The 15,383-nt window shown below is 72.4% G+C and carries 12 protein-coding genes; 3 read left to right on the forward strand and 9 right to left on the reverse strand.

Going from position 1 to position 15,383, the window contains the following annotated elements; genetic code table 11:
* Nucleotide 1: 1 nt before the first annotated feature.
* Together AC3CHW_RS04900 and AC3CHW_RS04905 are read right to left on the reverse strand one after the other, a co-directional pair.
* The gene (locus AC3CHW_RS04900; protein WP_488469673.1) at nucleotides 2-385 is read right to left on the reverse strand and encodes a hypothetical protein; all 384 of its coding nucleotides are present in this window, start codon (nucleotides 383-385) and stop codon (nucleotides 2-4) included.
* A gap of 163 nt (nucleotides 386-548) precedes the next feature.
* A complete protein-coding gene (locus AC3CHW_RS04905; RefSeq protein WP_488469674.1) occupies nucleotides 549-1,517 on the reverse strand; it encodes a LysR family transcriptional regulator in 969 nt (322 codons plus the stop codon).
* Nucleotides 1,518-1,587: 70 nt separating this feature from the next.
* On the opposite strand from AC3CHW_RS04905, the gene AC3CHW_RS04910 reads away from it, so the two are divergent.
* Nucleotides 1,588-2,766: a TDT family transporter gene (locus tag AC3CHW_RS04910; protein ID WP_488469675.1), complete on the forward strand. Its 1,179-nt coding sequence runs from the start codon at nucleotides 1,588-1,590 to the stop codon at nucleotides 2,764-2,766.
* Nucleotides 2,767-2,863: 97 nt separating this feature from the next.
* Here the strand turns inward: AC3CHW_RS04910 and AC3CHW_RS04915 are convergent, their stop codons facing one another.
* The 3 genes from AC3CHW_RS04915 to AC3CHW_RS04925 all read right to left on the reverse strand — a co-directional run bounded on the left by AC3CHW_RS04915 (nucleotide 2,864) and on the right by AC3CHW_RS04925 (nucleotide 7,691).
* Nucleotides 2,864-3,688: a helical backbone metal receptor gene (locus tag AC3CHW_RS04915; RefSeq protein WP_488469676.1), complete on the reverse strand. Its 825-nt coding sequence runs from the start codon at nucleotides 3,686-3,688 to the stop codon at nucleotides 2,864-2,866.
* Nucleotides 3,689-3,844: 156 nt separating this feature from the next.
* Nucleotides 3,845-6,460 (reverse strand): ABC transporter permease/substrate binding protein, encoded by a 2,616-nt coding sequence (locus AC3CHW_RS04920; RefSeq protein WP_398610963.1) that lies wholly within the window; start codon nucleotides 6,458-6,460, stop codon nucleotides 3,845-3,847.
* Nucleotides 6,453-7,691, reverse strand: coding sequence for a quaternary amine ABC transporter ATP-binding protein (locus AC3CHW_RS04925; RefSeq protein ID WP_488469677.1), 1,239 nt, complete (start codon nucleotides 7,689-7,691; stop codon nucleotides 6,453-6,455). The genes AC3CHW_RS04920 and AC3CHW_RS04925 overlap by 8 nt, the downstream gene beginning before the upstream one ends.
* A 256-nt stretch (nucleotides 7,692-7,947) precedes the next feature.
* Here AC3CHW_RS04925 and AC3CHW_RS04930 point away from each other — a divergent pair, with 256 nt between their 5' ends.
* Both AC3CHW_RS04930 and AC3CHW_RS04935 read left to right on the forward strand, forming a co-directional pair.
* The gene (locus tag AC3CHW_RS04930) at nucleotides 7,948-8,880 is read left to right on the forward strand and encodes a 5'-3' exonuclease (protein WP_488470965.1); all 933 of its coding nucleotides are present in this window, start codon (nucleotides 7,948-7,950) and stop codon (nucleotides 8,878-8,880) included.
* A 45-nt stretch (nucleotides 8,881-8,925) separates the two neighbouring features.
* On the forward strand, nucleotides 8,926-9,786 hold the full coding sequence (locus AC3CHW_RS04935) for a siderophore-interacting protein (protein WP_459247318.1): 861 nt from the start codon (nucleotides 8,926-8,928) through the stop codon (nucleotides 9,784-9,786).
* Nucleotides 9,787-9,992: 206 nt separating this feature from the next.
* Here AC3CHW_RS04935 and AC3CHW_RS04940 read toward each other — a convergent pair whose 3' ends face one another.
* The 4 genes from AC3CHW_RS04940 to tatA all read right to left on the reverse strand — a co-directional run bounded on the left by AC3CHW_RS04940 (nucleotide 9,993) and on the right by tatA (nucleotide 15,193).
* Nucleotides 9,993-12,824, reverse strand: coding sequence for a DEAD/DEAH box helicase (locus AC3CHW_RS04940; RefSeq protein WP_488469678.1), 2,832 nt, complete (start codon nucleotides 12,822-12,824; stop codon nucleotides 9,993-9,995).
* Between the two features lie 126 nt (nucleotides 12,825-12,950).
* Nucleotides 12,951-13,841: a diacylglycerol kinase gene (locus AC3CHW_RS04945; protein WP_488469679.1), complete on the reverse strand. Its 891-nt coding sequence runs from the start codon at nucleotides 13,839-13,841 to the stop codon at nucleotides 12,951-12,953.
* A gap of 17 nt (nucleotides 13,842-13,858) precedes the next feature.
* Nucleotides 13,859-14,830 (reverse strand): twin-arginine translocase subunit TatC, encoded by a 972-nt coding sequence (tatC, locus tag AC3CHW_RS04950; RefSeq protein ID WP_398610958.1) that lies wholly within the window; start codon nucleotides 14,828-14,830, stop codon nucleotides 13,859-13,861.
* A 63-nt stretch (nucleotides 14,831-14,893) separates the two neighbouring features.
* Nucleotides 14,894-15,193: a Sec-independent protein translocase subunit TatA gene (gene tatA, locus AC3CHW_RS04955; RefSeq protein WP_176164873.1), complete on the reverse strand. Its 300-nt coding sequence runs from the start codon at nucleotides 15,191-15,193 to the stop codon at nucleotides 14,894-14,896.
* Nucleotides 15,194-15,383: the final 190 nt, after the last annotated feature.

The raw sequence follows: 15,383 nt of genomic DNA on the forward strand, positions 1-15,383 counted from the left end.
GTCAGACCTCAGCCTGGCGGCGCCGACAGGCTCGCGCCGCCTCCCGCCTGCGATCAGGAACGTCTGCCGGATCGCTGTCGAACGCCGCGCGGTCCTGGCGCCGTTGTTCCCGCGCGGAAGCGATTTCGGTGATGGAGTAAACGGGCTCCCCCTGACCTCCGTAGCGCACAACATGCCCTTGCGCGTTCACGTAGATCATGTCGGACCCGTGCGGGCGCGGCAGAGCGGACCGCACGAGTGGGGCACGGACATCGGCCTCTTCCGCTTTCACCCATTGCGCAGCCCAGGCGTGCGCCTGATCGCGCCGCACTCGGCCCTCGACCAGTCCGACCCAGCAGGCGATCACGTCTTCGCGTGTGGGTTCCCGTTTCGCGACCGGGTTCATGTCACGGCCCCCCGCCGTCGCCCCGAGATCATGACGCTAGGAGGATCAACGCGCCCCGGGCAAGGCGGTCTTGAGCCGCGCTCGGTCCGTCGCGCGTCCCGGCGGCCGTCCGCCAGGTCGGGCGCCGCTGCCACCTCACCAAGCTCCACTACCACCCGCCCCACTACCCGCCCCGCCGCGTCAGGCTCAGCAACTCCCGCGCCGGGCCCGCCGGGCGTTCGCCGATCGGCCAGATGGCGCGCAGTTCGCGGCGCAAGGGTGCTCCGTCGACCGGGATCTCCACCAGGCGGTGCGCCGACAGTTCGTCGCCCACGGCGAGTTCGCTCAGGACGGCGGGGCCGGCGCCGCTGACGGCGGCGGACTTGACGGCGGTGGTGGAGGCCAGTTCGAGCAGCGGGTCGGCGAGGCCGCCGTGCGCGCGTAGCGCCGCGTCCAGCACCTGTCGGGTGCCGGAGCCGCGTTCGCGCAGGATGAGTGGGGTGGCCGCGAGTTCGGCCGCCGGCACCGGGCCGCGGCGGCGCGCCCAGGGGTGGGCGGGGGCGGTGACGACCACGAGCCGGTCCCGGCCGATGACCGCCCCGTCCAGTCCGGCCGGCGCCCCCGTACCCTCCACGAAGCCCAGGTCGGCCTCGCCGTCCTGGAGCCGGCGGGCGACGACGGCCGAGTTGCCCGCGAACAGCGACACCGCGGTTCCGGGCCGGCTCGCGCGCAGCGCGATCAGCCAGCCGGGCAGCAGGTACTCGGCGATGGTCATGCTCGCCGCGACCCGCAGCCGCGAGTCGCGGCGGTCGCGCAGCGCGTGCGCGCCCGCGTCGAACGCCTCGGCCGCCTCGACGACGCGTCGCGCCCACTCGGTCACCAGCGTCCCGGCGTCGGTCAGCCGCGAGCCGCGCGGCGAGCGCTCCACCAGGGTGACGCCGAGTTGCCGCTCCATGGCCCTGATCCGGCCGCTCGCCGCTGGCTGGCTGATGCCGGTCTCCCGCGCGGCGCGGCCCAGGCTGCCGAGCCGGGCGACGGCGAGCAGCAGTTCCAGGGCGCCGAGGTCGGGCACCCGGTGGGCGAGCGGCGTCCGCGGGGCGTCCGCTCCCCCGTCAGTGCCTGGATCACCGGTCCCGCCACCGCCCTGTGTCATAACTTCAGCTTATGCCCTCATAGCCACAGGGGCCCTGGTCAGCGCGGTGCGGGCGGGGCACCGTGGGGGCATGGTCACCCTCGCTCCCGCGGGCCCGCGCCCGCTCATCGCCGACCGGATCAGCGTGCGCCCGCTCGGGCCGAACTGGTACGCCACCGTCATGGGCACGGCCATCGTGGCCACGGCCGGCGTCGCCCTGCCGATCGACGTGCCGGGCCTGCGCGCGGCGTGCGGCGCCGTGTGGGTGCTGTCGGCGCTGCTCCTGGTGGCGTTGCTGGTCGCGCGCGCCGGGCACTGGGCCCGCCACGCCGACCAGGCCCGGGCGCACCTGCTCGACCCGGCCGTCGCCCCCTTCTACGGGTGTCTGGCGATGGCGCTGCTCGCGGTCGGCGCGGGCACCCTCGCGGTCGGCCGGGACCTCGTCGGCACGGGGGCCGCCGTCGCGGTGGCCGGCGCGCTGTGGGTGGTGGGCACGGTGGTCGGCCTGCTGGCCGCGGCGGGCATCCCGTACCTGCTGATCACCCGGCACCGCGTCGGCCCGCGCGACGCCTCGCCGGTGTGGCTGCTGCCGGTGGTCGCGCCGATGGTGGCCGCCGCCACCGGCCCGGCGTTCGCCTCGCACCTGCCCGCCGGCCAGTGGCGGGCCGCGCTGCTGCTGGTCTGCTACGCGCAGTTCGGGCTCAGCCTGCTGGGCACGCTGGTGCTGCTGCCGGCCATCGTCGCCGGCCTGCTGCGGTACGGGCCGCCGGCGCTCGCCCTCACCCCGACGCTGTTCCTGGTGCTCGGGCCGCTGGGGCAGTCCACGACCGCGGTGACCCACCTCGCCGACGCCGCGCCCGGCGCCCTGCGCGCCGACCACGCGAGCGCGCTGGCCGGCTTCGCGTTGCTGTACGGCGTGCCGGTGATGGGCTTCGCGCTGTGGTGGCTGGTGCTGGCCGGGGCGCTGGTGGTGCGGGCCGCGCGGCGCGGCATGCCGTTCGCGATGACCTGGTGGGCGTTCACGTTCCCGGTCGGCACCTGCGTGACCGGCGCCGCCGGGCTGGCCCGGCACACGGAGCTGGCGGCGCTGCGGTGGCTGGCGGTCGGGCTGTACGCGGTGCTGGTCGCGGCCTGGGGGGTGGCGCTGGCGCGCACCGCGCGCGGCGTCGTGAGCGGCGCCCTGCTGCCGCCGCCGCTGACCCCGGGCCCGGCCCCGGCCGCCGCCCTGCCCGCGGCGCCGGCCGCGTCCCCGGCCCGGGCCCGGTTCTAGGGCCGGCTCGGCCCGCGACCGGTCGCGCCGGCGTGTCCGGCCGCGCCGGCGTACCCGGCCGCGCCCGTACGCGGACCCCCGCTGAGCGGCCGGCGGTTCAGCGGGCCCGCCGCAGCGCCTCGGCCAGCACCGTGGGAGCCTGCGCCAACGACGGCCCGTACCAGGTGAGATGTCGCCCGCTGACCAGCGCGGCGGGCAGGCCGGGGAACGCCTCGGGTCCGTCGTCAACGGTGAAGCGGTACGGCTCGTCGGGCAGCACCACCAGGTCGGCGCCGCTGGCCCGCAACTCCTCCAGCGGGACGCGGGGGTAGCGCTCGGCGTGGTCGGCGTACAACTGGTGGACGCCGAGGCGCGTCAGGAGGTCGCCGGCGAAGGTGTCGCGGCCGAGCACCATCCACGGCCGGCGCCACACCGGCACCACGGCGCTGCGCCGCTGGCCGGTGGCGTCCGCGGCCACCTGGTGCCAGGCGCGCTCGGCCGCGTCGAGCCAGTCGGGCCTGGCGAGCCCGCAGCCGTCCACGAGCACCCGGTGCAGTTCGCTGAACGCCTGCTCAAGGCCGCGTACTTCGGTGACCCAGACGTCGAGGCCGGCGGCGCGCAGGGCGGCCAGGTCCGGTTCGCGGTTCTCCTCCTCGTTGGCGATGACCAGGTCGGGGGCGAGGGCCGCGATGCGCGCCGTGTCCGGGTTCTTGGTGCCGCCGACGCGCTCCACCGCGAGGTCGGCCGGGTGGCTGCACCAGTCGGTGGCGCCGACCAGCAGCCCGGGGGCGGTGACGGCCACCGCCTCGGTGAGCGAGGGCACGAGGGAGACCACCCGCCGCACGGCCGGGCGACGGGCGGGGCGGTCGGAACGGTCGGGGCGGTCGGGGCGGTCGGGACGGGGGGATCGGTCGGGGCCTGCGGGTCGGCTGGGTCCAGGCATGCGCCCCACCGTACGGCGCCGCCGTGGCCCGGAGTGTTCCGGGCCACGGCGGCGTGCGGAGGCCCCGCGGCTGCGGCACGGGGCGACCGCGCGCGGTGCGCGGCGCCCCGTGCCGCCTCGTGAGCGGCCGTGCCGCGGGGCGGGTTCAGTGGGCGGTTACTTCACCGGCGCCATCTTGTCGACGATTCCGGGGTGGGCGTCCATCCACTTCTGCACGCCCTCCTCGATCTTGCCCTTGCCGGCGTCCTGAATGGACGCCTCAAGGCCGGCGAGTTCCTTCTCGGTCATGTGCCATTCCTTCAACCACCCGTAGAACTCCGGGTATTTCTTCGGGAAGGACTTGTGACCGAGCGAGCGGATCTCGTTGTTCTCGCCGAACGCCTTCTTCGGGTCGGCGAGTTTGGTTAGCTCGTACTTGCTGTAAGCCCAGTGCGGGGTCCACAGCACGGCGATGATCGGCTCGCGCTTCTTGTACGAGCGCTCCAGTTCGGCCAGCATCGCGGGCGATCCGGCGCTGGTGACCTCGTACTCCTCGTCCAGGCCGTACGCCGGCAGCACCTTGTCCTTGAGCAGCTTCATCTGGCCGGTGCCCGGCTCGATTCCGACGATCTTGCCCTTGAACCTGTCGCCCTTGCCCTTGAGGTCCGCGAGGGACTTCACGTCCTTGACGTAGGAGGGCACCGCCAGTTCGAGCGAGGTCTTGTCGTACCACGCGCCGATATCGACGAGGTTGTGCTTGTACTTGTCCCAGTACTGTTTCTGGGCCACCGGCAGCCAGCCGTCGAATTCGACGTCGATCTGACCGGCCGCCATTCCCGTGAACATCGAGCCGACGTCGTACTGCTTGATCGACGGCTTGTAGCCGCGGCGTTCCAGGACGTTCTTCCACAGGTAGGTGGTGGCGATGTCCTCGTCCCACGGGAAGTAGCCGATGCGCGGCGCGGCGCCCGCCTGCTTGCCCTTGGCCTCGGCGCCGGCGACCGGGGCGATCTTGTCGATCATGCCCGGGTTCTTCTCCAGCCAGGCGCGCACGCCCTGCTGCTGGTTGCCCTTGCCGGCGTCCTGGATCGCCTGCTCCAACGTGGTGAGCTGCTTCTCGTCGAGCTTGAAGCCCTTCATCCACTCGGCGACCTGCGGCTCCTTCTGCGCGAAGCCCTTGCGCGCCAGCATGTGCAGGCGGTCACCGGAGCCGAACGCGCCCTTGGTGTCCTTCAGCTTGGTCAGGTCGTACTTGCTGTACGCCCAGTGCGGCGACCAGAGGGTGACCGCGACCGGCTCCTGCTTGGCGTAGGAGCGCTCCAGTTGGGAGAGCATGCCGGCGGTGGAGCCGCTGACGAGCTTGTACTCCTTGTCCAGGCCGTAGCCGGGCAGCACCTTGTCCTTCATCAGCTTCATCTCGCCCGCGCCGGGCTCGATGCCGATGATCTTGCCCTTGAAGGTGCCCCCCTTGCCCTTGAGGTCCTCCAGCGTCTTGACGCCCTTGACGTACGAGGGGACGGCGACCTCAAGCGACGTCGGCCCGTACCACGAGCCGAGGTCGTCCAGCTTGTCGCGGTAGTTCTTCCAGTACGACTCGTGGGTGACCGGCAGCCAGGAGTTGGTCTGCACGTCGATGTCGCCCGCGGCCATGCCGGTGTAGAGCGCGCCGACCTCGTACGACTGCACCTTGGGCTTGAAGCCGCGCTGTTCGAGGACCTCCTTCCACAGATACGTGGAGGCGACGCCCTCGTCCCAGTTGATGTAGCCGATGTTCAGCGAGCGGCCCTTGCCGACGTCGGCGGTGACCTCGGGGCCCTTCTCGTCCTCGCCGAAGACGTTCATGCCGCCCGCGACGAGCGCGAGCACCACGACGCCGACCGTGGCGAGCGAGGTCGCCGGCCGCCACTGGAGGACCGCCAGGCCGCTGGTGGCGGCGGCGTTGCGCTTGGCGATGGCGCGGCGGCCCAGCGGCGAGACCCGCTCGCCGAGCGCGCCGGTCATGCGGTCCAGGTACATCGCGAGGATGACCACCGCGAGGCCGCCCTCGAAGCCGAGGGCCACGTCGACGGAGCTGATGGCCTCGAAGACCGAGGAGCCGAGCCCGCCGCCGCCGACCATGCCGGAGATGACGACCATGGAAAGGGCCAGCATGATGGCCTGGTTGACGCCGGCCATGATGGTGGGCAGGGCCAGCGGGAGCTGTACGCGCACCAGGGTGCGGCGCGGGCTGGTGCCGAACGCCTCGGCCGCCTCGACCAGTTCCTCGTCCACCTGGCGGATGCCGAGTTCGGTCATCCGCACGCTGGGCGGCATCGCGAAGACGATGGTGGCGATGGCTCCGGGAACCACGCCGACGCCGAAGAAGAAGATGCCCGGGATCAGGTAGACGAAGGCGGGCATCGTCTGCATGAAGTCGAGGACGGGCCGCAGCATCGTGCTGACCGTGCGGCTGCGCGCGGCCCAGATGCCGAGCGGGACCGCCATCACGATGGTGATGAAGCCGGCGACCAGCACCAGCGACAGGGTCTCCATCGCCTCGTCCCACTGCTGGATCGAGTCGATGAGGGCGAAGCCCGCGAAGGCCACCACGCTCGCGACCAGCCCGCGCAGCCACCAGGCGATGACCGCCAGGATGCCCGCGAACAGCAGCGGCTCGGGCGCGGACAGGACGTCGTGCACGCCCTCGTACATGCCGTCGACGACCTTGGCGATGAAGTCGAAGAGCCAGTCGAGGTTCTCCCGGAGCCAGGTGATCCCCGAGTCGATCCACTTGCCGATGTCGAGCCTAGGCACCCGCGGTCACCTTGCCCTCGGCCGTGCCGTTGCCCGTAGAGCCCTGCGCGGTGTCCTTGTTCACGTCACCCTTGCCCGTGTCGCTCTTGTCACTCTCGTCCGTAGCGCCCCGGTCCGCGGCGTCCTTGCTCAGGCGTGGGCCCGGTGGCGCGGCGGTGGGCTCGGCGGTCTGGGTGGGCTCGCCGAGTACGGCCAGCAGTCGGGCGGCCGGCACGAGCCCGATCAGCTCGCCCGCCTCGTCCACCACGGCGACCGGCTCGGAGCTGGCCGAGCAGGGCGCGAACAGCTCGATGATCGGGGTGTCGGCCAGGACGGTGGCCGGCGCCGCGGCCAGCACCTCGCGCGCGGTGCGCGGCGCGGCGCCGTCCGTGCCGGCGAGCGCGCTGGCGGGCTCGGCCATGATGGCGCCCGCGGTGAGCACCCGGGAGCGGTCCACGTCCTGGGTGAAGGAGGCCACGTAGTCGTTGGCCGGGGTGACCAGGATGTCCTGCGCGTTGCCGATCTGGACGATCCGGCCGTCGCGCATCACGGCGATCTGGTCGCCGAGTCGCATGGCCTCGTTGAGGTCGTGGGTGATGAAGACGATGGTCTTCTTGAGCCGCTTCTGGAGTTCCAGGAGCTGGTCCTGCATGTCGCGCCGGATCAGCGGGTCGAGCGCGCTGAACGACTCGTCCATCAGGAGCAGGTCGGCGTCGGTGGCCAGCGCGCGGGCCAGGCCCACGCGCTGCTGCATGCCGCCGGAGAGCTCGTCGGGCCAGGAGTTCTCCCAGCCGGCGAGGCCGGCCAGCTCCAGGGCCTCCTTGGCGCGCGCCTCGCGGTCGGCGCGGGGTATGCCCTGCACCTCGAGCCCGTAGGCCGCGTTCTCCAGCACGCTGCGGTGCGGGAAGAGCGCGAAGTGCTGGAACACCATGCTGATCTTCCGCGAGCGCACCTCGCGCAGTTCGCGCGCGCTCAACCGGGTCAGGTCCGTGCCGTCGTAGAGCACCTGCCCCGCGGTCGGCTCAAGGAGGCCGTTCAACATGCGCAGCAGGGTCGACTTGCCCGATCCGGACAGTCCCATGACAACGAATATCTGGCCCGCCTCGACGGCGAACGACGCGTCGATCACGGCCGCCGTCGTCCCCTGGGAGCGCAGCTCGTCACGGCTGGCACCGCCCTCCAGGGCGGTCACGGCCGCCTTCGGTCGTCTACCGAAGACCTTGTACAAGTGCTCGGCTCGCAGCCTGGACACATACACCTCTCGGGTCGAACTCAAGAAACGACCCAGCCCCCGGTGGGGGCTTCCCGCCGGGGGCGAGAGACAGGTCGTGGAGCGGGCGGTTTCGGCCCGCCTGACCACGTGCCCAATGCAATAGTTGAATGCGCTACAGGGTCCGCTCCGGGACGGCGCCTCCCCGGAAGGTCCCGCGGCAAACCCTTTGTGTCCCACCTCACAAGCGCCGCCCGTCTGATCGGTACGGCATGATCGGGCCGTGACCCGACGCCTGATGCTCCTCGACACCGCCTCCCTGTACTTCCGCGCCTACTTCGGCGTGCCCGACTCGGTGCGCGCCCCGGACGGCACGCCGGTCAACGCCGTGCGGGGGCTCCTCGACTTCATCGCCCGCCTGGTGGACGACCACCGCCCGGACGACCTGGTCGCCTGCATGGACGCCGACTGGCGGCCCCAGTGGCGGGTCGACCTCATCCCCTCGTACAAGGCGCACCGGGTCGCCGACGAGCCGGCCGCGCCGCAGGGCGAGCACGTGCCGCACTCGGGCGACTACGAGGAGGAGGTCCCCGACACCCTCGCGCCGCAGGTGCCGGTGATCGAGGAGGTGCTGGACGCCATCGGCATCGCCCGGGTCGGCGTGGCCGGCTACGAGGCGGACGACGTGATCGGCACCCTCGCCACGCGCGCGAGCGGGCCGGTGGACATCGTCACCGGCGACCGCGACCTGTACCAGCTCGTCAGCGACGAGCGGCGGGCCCGCGTGCTCTACCCGCTCAAGGGCGTGGGCACGCTCCAGGCCGTGGACGAGGCGTGGTTGCGCGGGAAGTACGGCGTGGACGGCTCCGGCTACGCGGACCTGGCCCTGCTGCGCGGCGACCCCAGCGACGGCCTGCCGGGCGTGTCCGGCATCGGCGAGAAGACGGCGGCCAAGCTGCTGGCCGCCTACGGTGACCTCGCCGGCATCACGGCCGCCGCGGCCGATCCGACGTCCAAGCTCACCCCCACCCAGCGCCGGCGGCTGGCCGAGGCCGCGGACTACCTCGCCGTCGCGCCGCGCGTGGTCCGCGTCGCCACCGACGTCCCGCTCCCCGCCTTCGACCCGGCCCTGACCACGGCCCCGCGCCACCCCGCCGCGCTGGACGCGTTGACCGAGCGCTGGGGCCTGGGCACGTCGCTGAGCAGGGTGCTCGCCATTCTCGCGAGGTAAGCTGTTAGGTTAGGTAAACCTAACTTCCCTTTCCCAGGAGGCATCGTGACAGAGCGTCCGGCCCGCAAGCAGCCGCAGCTCCACCGGGGACAGGTGATCCGCACCGAGCGGCTCACCCCCCACATGGTGCGCGTGGTGCTCGGCGGCGCGGGGCTGGCGAACTTCAGCGCGGGCGAGTGGAGCGACCACTACGTCAAGCTGCTGTTCCCGATCGAGGGCGTGACCTACCCCAAGCCCTTCGACATCCAGCAGATCCGCGCCGACATGCCGCGCCACCAGTGGCCGGTGACCCGCACCTACACGGTGCGCACCTGGGACCCGGTCAGCCGCGAGCTGGCGGTCGACTTCGTGGTGCACGGCGACGAGGGCGTGGCCGGACCGTGGGCCACCAGCGTTAAGGCCGGCGAGGAGATCTTCTTCCTCGGCCCCGGCGGCGCGTACGCCCCCTCCCCCGACGCCGACTGGCACCTGATCGCCGGCGACGAGAGCGCGCTGCCCGCCATCGCCGCCGCACTGGAACGGCTGGCGGCCAGCGAGAACCCGGCGCCGGCGCACGTGTTCATCGAGGTGGCGGACGAGGCCGAGCGCCAGCCGCTGGCCGAGGTGCCGGGCGCCACCGTGCACTGGCTCCACCGCGACGGCGCCCGCGTCGGCGCCAAGCTGACCCAGGCGGTACGCGACCTCGCCTTCCCGCCCGGCGACCTGCACGCCTTCGTGCACGGCGAGGCCGGCTTCGTGAAGGAACTCCGCCGCCAGCTGCGCGTCGAACACCAGGTCCCGCGCGAGCGGCTGTCGATCTCCGGCTACTGGCGCCTCGGCCACAACGAGGACGGCTGGCAGGCGGCCAAGCAGGAGTGGAACCAGCAGGTCGAGGCGGAGCAGGAGCGCGGGCAGGCCGGCGCCTAGACCCGCGCCGCCCGCCTCCCCGTACGCCCCGGTTCCCGTTCGGGACGGTCCGCGTACGGGACGGTCCGCGTACGGGCCCCGATCCACGAAAGCGCCCGGCGCGCCGCGTCCCCGTCGGGGAGCGGCGCGCCGGGCGCACGTGGTGGGGCGGCGGACACATCGGCCAGGCCGGGCCGCCCAGCGGGGCGGGCGCCGGGCCCGCCGGCTCAGCCCACCGACGAGTAGGCCACGACCCCGCGTCGCAGGCCGTCCACGGCCCTGCGGGCGTTGCGCGCCACGGTGCCCTCCGGCGGGGCGGCCACGGCGATCTGCCCCAGCACGTCGATGAGCTGCTTGCACCAGCGCACGAAGTCGCCGGCCGGCATCTCCACCTCGCGCAACACGTCGTCCAGACCGTGCCCGGAGGCCCAGCGGTAGGCCGCCCAGGCGAAGCCGAGGTCCGGCTCGCGTTGGCCGACGCCCTCCGTCTGGTTGATCCGGTGGTCCTCCTCCAGCGCGTCGAGGCGGCCCCAGATCCGCACCATCTCGGTGAGCGCCTGCTTCGACGCCCCGGTGGGCAGCTTGGGCGCCACCGCGTCGTCCGCCGCCCGCGCCTCGTAGACCAGCGCCGACGCGCACGCCGCCAGCTCCGCCGGCTTCAGGCCCTCCCAGACCCCGTCCCGCAGGCACTCGCTGGCCAGCAGGTCCAGCTCGCCGTAGAGCCGCGCCAGCCGCTTCCCGTCCTCGGTGACCTCGTCGCCCTGGAGGTAACCCAGTTCGGCCAGCAGGGCACAGATCCGGTCGAAGGTGCGCGCGATGGTGTTCGTACGCCCCTCGATGCGCCGCTCAAGCTGCCGGGTGTCCCGCCGCAGCCGGTGGTACCGCTCGGCCCACCGGGCGTGGTCCTCGCGCTCCGCGCAGCCGTGGCAGGGGTGGGCCCGGATCTCCGTGCGCAGCCTGCTGATCTCGGTGTCGTCGGCCGCCGCCGAGCGCTCCTTGCGGCGGTGGTGCGGCTCGTGGTGGCCGGCCTTGGTACGCAGCGCGGAGGCCAGGTCGCGACGCGACTGCGGGCTGCGCGCGTTGAACGACTTGGGGATGCGCATCCGCTCCAGCGGCTCCACCGGAACCGGGAAGTCCATCGCCGCCAGCCGCTTGACCTGCCGCTCCGCGGTGAGCACCAGCGGACGCGGCCCGTCGTGGTACTCGAAGCCGCCACGGTGCCCGCCCGCGCGCCCCGCGGGCAACCCGGGGTCGAGCACCAGGGCGAGCCCGGCGTACTTCCCCGCCGGCACCTGGATCACGTCGCCCGGCTTGAGCTTCTCCAGCGCCGTGGCCGCCGCCGCACGACGCTGCGCCGCGCCCTGCTTGGCCAGCTCCGTCTCCCGGTCGCTCAGCTCGCGCCGCAGCCGGGAGTACTCCTCGAAGTCGCCGAGGTGGCAGGTCATCGACGCCCGGTAGCCCTCCAGGCCCTCCTCGTTGCGCTGCACCTGCCGCGAGATGCCGACGACCGCCTTGTCCGCCTGGAACTGCGCGAACGAGGTCTCCAGGAGTTCGCGCGAGCGGTGCCGACCGAACTGCGAGACCAGGTTGACGGCCATGTTGTACGAGGGGCGGAAGGAGGAGCGCAGCGGGTAGGTGCGGGTGCCCGCGAGGCCGGCGAGCGCCGTCGGGTCCATCGCGCGCTGCCACAGCACCACCGCATGGCCCTCGATATCGATGCCACGCCGCCCCGCGCGGCCGGTGAGCTGCGTGTACTCGCCGGGGGTGATGTCGGCGTGCTGCTCGCCGTTCCACTTGACCAGCTTCTCGAGGACCACCGACCGCGCCGGCATGTTGATGCCCAGCGCCAGCGTCTCGGTCGCGAACACCGCCTTGACCAGGCCCTTGACGAAGAGCTCCTCGACGACCTCCTTGAAGGTCGGCAGCATCCCCGCGTGGTGGGCGGCGATCCCCCGCTCCAGGCCCTCGAGCCACTCGTAGTAGCCCAGCACGTGCAGGTCCTCGTCGGGGATGGACGCCGTGCGCTCCTCGACGATGGTCCGCACCCGGGCCCGCGCCGCGTCGTCGTTCAGCCGCAGCCCCGCGAACAGGCACTGCTGCACGGCCGCCTCGCAGCCCGCGCGGCTGAAGATGAAGGTGATGGCGGGGAGCAGCCCCTCCGCGTCCAGCCGGTCGATCACCTCGGGTCTGCTCGGGGTCCAGATCCGGCTGCGCTGGCGGCGTTCGCGCTCCCGGTCGGCCTCCCGCATGGAGCGACCGCGCCGCTTGTCCCCGCCGAAGCTGGGGCGGCTGTTCTCCATCCGGGCCAGCCGCACCAGGTCGGGGTTGACCTCGCGCCGGCCGGTGCCGGGCTGGCCCTCGGGGCTGTCCTTCTCCTCGAAGAGGTCGTATATCCGCCGGCCGGCGAGCACGTGCTGCCACAGCGGGACCGGCCGGTGCTCGGAGACGATCACCTCGGTGTCGCCGCGCACCGTGTCCAGCCAGTCACCGAACTCCTCGGCGTTGGAGACGGTCGCGGAGAGCGAGACCAGCGTCACCGACTCCGGCAGGTGGATGATGACCTCTTCCCAGACCGCGCCCCGGAACCGGTCGGAGAGGTAGTGCACCTCGTCCATGACGACGTATCCGAGGCCGTCGAGGGAGCGGGAGCCCGCGTAGAGCATGTTGCGCAGCACCTCGGTGGTCATCACGACCACCGGTGCCTCGGAGTTCACGCTGTTGTCGCCGGTCAGCAGGCCGACCTTCTCGGCGCCGTAGCGCTCCACGAGGTCGCTGTACTTCTGGTTCGACAGCGCTTTGATGGGCGTGGTGTAGAAGCACTTGCGGCCCCGGGTGAGGGCCAGGTGGACGGCGAACTCGCCCACGATCGTCTTACCGGAGCCGGTGGGGGCGGCGACCAGGACGCCCTTGCCGGCTTCGAGTGCTTGGCACGCCTCGATCTGGAACGGATCGAGGCCAAATTCGTACATCTCGCGGAACGGAGCGAGAGCCGTGGCCTGGTCGGCCGCCCGGAGGCGGGCCTGGGCGTATCGCTCGGCGGGAGATAGCTCGTCGGTCATCGTACGTACGAGCCTACCGGCCACCTCTGACAACGCACTCGATCTTTACCAGCACCTGGGACGCCACCGGCCCCGGCCGGAGTCCGCCCTCCCCCGCGGTCCGCTGCCACCCGGCCGCCCCGGAGGTCAGCCGCCCAGCAGCCGCACGGCGCCCGGCACGGTCACGGCCGTCAGCGGCAGCGGCCCCAGCGGCTCCCCGTCGGCGTAGCCGGTGAGCCCGGGCGCCGCCAGCGAGACCCGCGCCGCGCGGTAGGTGGTCACCGCCGGGTGGCTGAGATGCGTGCCCCGGTAGACCCGTGGGAAGACCCGCAGCAGCGTCCCGCGGGTGCACGGGCCGACGACCGTGATGTCGAAGAGCCCGTCGTCCAGCCGGGCACCGCCGCATATCCGCATCCCACCGCCGTACGAGGCCCCGTTGCCGACCGCGATCAGCGTCGCCTCGACCTCCCGCTCGGGCCCGTCGTCAAGGCGCAACCGGTACGGGAAGGTCCGCAGCCCGGCCAGTTCCGCGACCATCGCCAGGTCGTACCGGAAGCGGCCGGTGGGCCAGCGCATCCGGTTGCCGCGGTCGTTGACCCGGGAGTCGAAGCCGGAGGCGAGGACGGTGCCGAAGTACGTCTCGCCGGCGAGGCCGACGTCCACCGGCCGCCCGCCGTCGGACTTGAGCGAGGCCGCGATCAGTCGGGCCGCGGCGCCGGGGTCGCGCACCGGCAACCCGGTGGCCTGCGCGAAGTCGTTCCCGGTGCCCACCGCCACCACGCCGAGCGGGGTGCCGGTACCGGCCACCGCCTGGAGCGCCAGCGAGGTCATGCCGTCGCCGCCGACCGCCACCAGCGCCCCCGTGCCGCCCGCGACCGCCGTGCGGGCCCGGCTCAGCGCGTCACCGGCGTCGGCCCCCAGCACCGTCCGCACGCGGAACCCCGCGTCGCGGAGCACCCGCGCGGCCGGCTGCGCGGCCCGCGCGCCACGGCCACGGCCCGCCGTTGGATTGACGAAGAGAGTGATGTCGCTGGTCACGCACGGAATCTACCGGCTCAGGTGAAGTCGTCGTAGCCGCTGCGCCGGCCCGGGTCCGTGCCGCCGCGCTCATCGCCCGTCGCGCCGCCGGCCGAGACCGTCTCCACGTCGTCCACCGCCTCGGGGACGTGGCCCTGCGACGCCTCGTCGTCATCGACGCCGAAGTCGGGATCGTTGGCCCGCTGCTTGGCCTTGCGCCGGTCGTTGATGAGCGAGACGCCCACCGCGACGAAGTACAGCAGCGTGACGGGCCCGGCGAGGGCGAACATGCCCACCGGGTCGGTGCTCGGCGTCGCCAGGGCGCCGAACACGGTGATGCCCATGATCATGCCGCGCCACCAGCCGAGCATCCGGCGCCCGGTGACCACGCCACCGAAGTTGAGCAGCACCAGGACCAGCGGCAGTTCGAAGGCGAGGCCGAAGACGACGACCATGCGGGTCAGCAGGTCGATGAAGTCGTCCAGGGGCAACAGGTTGTCGGCGCCCTCCGGGGTGAAGTCGAGCAGCACCTCGGCGGTCGTCGGGAGGATCGCGTACGCGAAGAAGCCGCCGCCCACGAAGAGCGGCACGCCGGCGGCCACGAAGGCCATCGAGTACTTCTTCTCCTGCTTGTGCAGCCCGGGCGCGAGGAACGCCCAGAGCTGGTACAGCCAGATCGGCGTGGCGAGCACCAGGCCGGTCATGAAGGAGACCTTGAGCATGATCGTGAACGGCGACAGAAGGCCGTTCACGGTGAAGTAAGCGCACTTCTGGTCGCCGTCCTTGGCGGCCTCCAGGTCGGAGACGGAAAGACCGCCACAACCGACCGAGTCCAAGACCGGCTTCATCAGGAAGTCGACGATGTCCTTGTAGTAGAACAACGCGACGGCCGTCACCAGACAGATCGCCAGGACCGCCTTGAGGAGCCTGTTGCGCAACTCACGCAGGTGCTCCGCGAGGGGCATCCGCCCCTCGGGGTCCTTCTCCTTCTTGCGGGCAGGCTTGAGCAACCCACGTCCTCATCTCGTGCGGCAGACGACGGCCGTCGGCCATCGCCTCAGTCGGCCCTGGATTCAGCGCTTCGTCGTGTGGTCGCTCGGCTCGTTCACCGGGCGGGAGCTGCTCACGTCGCCCGGCGCCGCCTGGATGGTGCGGTGCCCACCGGCCTGGTCGGCGGTGTCTTCGGGGTGCGCCGGCTCGGCCGGGGCGGGCTGCTTGCCCTCCGACTTCATCGCCTTGGCCTCGCTCTTGAGGATGCGCGCGGACTTGCCGAGCGAACGCGCCATGTCCGGAAGCTTCTTCGCGCCAAAGAGCAGAATGACGACGACAAGAATGAGGATGATCTCGGGGGCACCGATCTTTCCACCGAACATAAGATTTACCTTCTCACCGAGGCGGCTGGGGTGGCTGTCCGACCGGTCGGACGCGGGAGTCCGGCAGCCGTTGTGGCAGCGATCGTAACGCGGCGGGGTAAACGGGTGGCAATCCCCGGGCGTACTCCCGATTGCGTCCCCGGGCCTCGATACCAGGGCCGCGCCCCTCAGCGTACCGCTCGTTTGTTCC

The organism is Streptomyces sp. MGP-BFMKR1 (genome assembly GCF_057766585.1).

What these genes read in the sequence shown, in the direction of transcription:
- AC3CHW_RS04900 (WP_488469673.1), bottom strand. Translation starts at nt 385, where the DNA reads ATGAACCCGGTCGCGAAACGGGAACCCACACGCGAAGACGTGATCGCC.
- AC3CHW_RS04905 (WP_488469674.1), bottom strand. Translation starts at nt 1,517, where the DNA reads ATGACACAGGGCGGTGGCGGGACCGGTGATCCAGGCACTGACGGGGGA.
- AC3CHW_RS04910 (WP_488469675.1), top strand. Translation starts at nt 1,588, where the DNA reads ATGGTCACCCTCGCTCCCGCGGGCCCGCGCCCGCTCATCGCCGACCGG.
- AC3CHW_RS04915 (WP_488469676.1), bottom strand. Translation starts at nt 3,688, where the DNA reads ATGCCTGGACCCAGCCGACCCGCAGGCCCCGACCGATCCCCCCGTCCC.
- AC3CHW_RS04930 (WP_488470965.1), top strand. Translation starts at nt 7,948, where the DNA reads ATGCTCCTCGACACCGCCTCCCTGTACTTCCGCGCCTACTTCGGCGTG.
- AC3CHW_RS04940 (WP_488469678.1), bottom strand. Translation starts at nt 12,824, where the DNA reads ATGACCGACGAGCTATCTCCCGCCGAGCGATACGCCCAGGCCCGCCTC.
- tatA (WP_176164873.1), bottom strand. Translation starts at nt 15,193, where the DNA reads ATGTTCGGTGGAAAGATCGGTGCCCCCGAGATCATCCTCATTCTTGTC.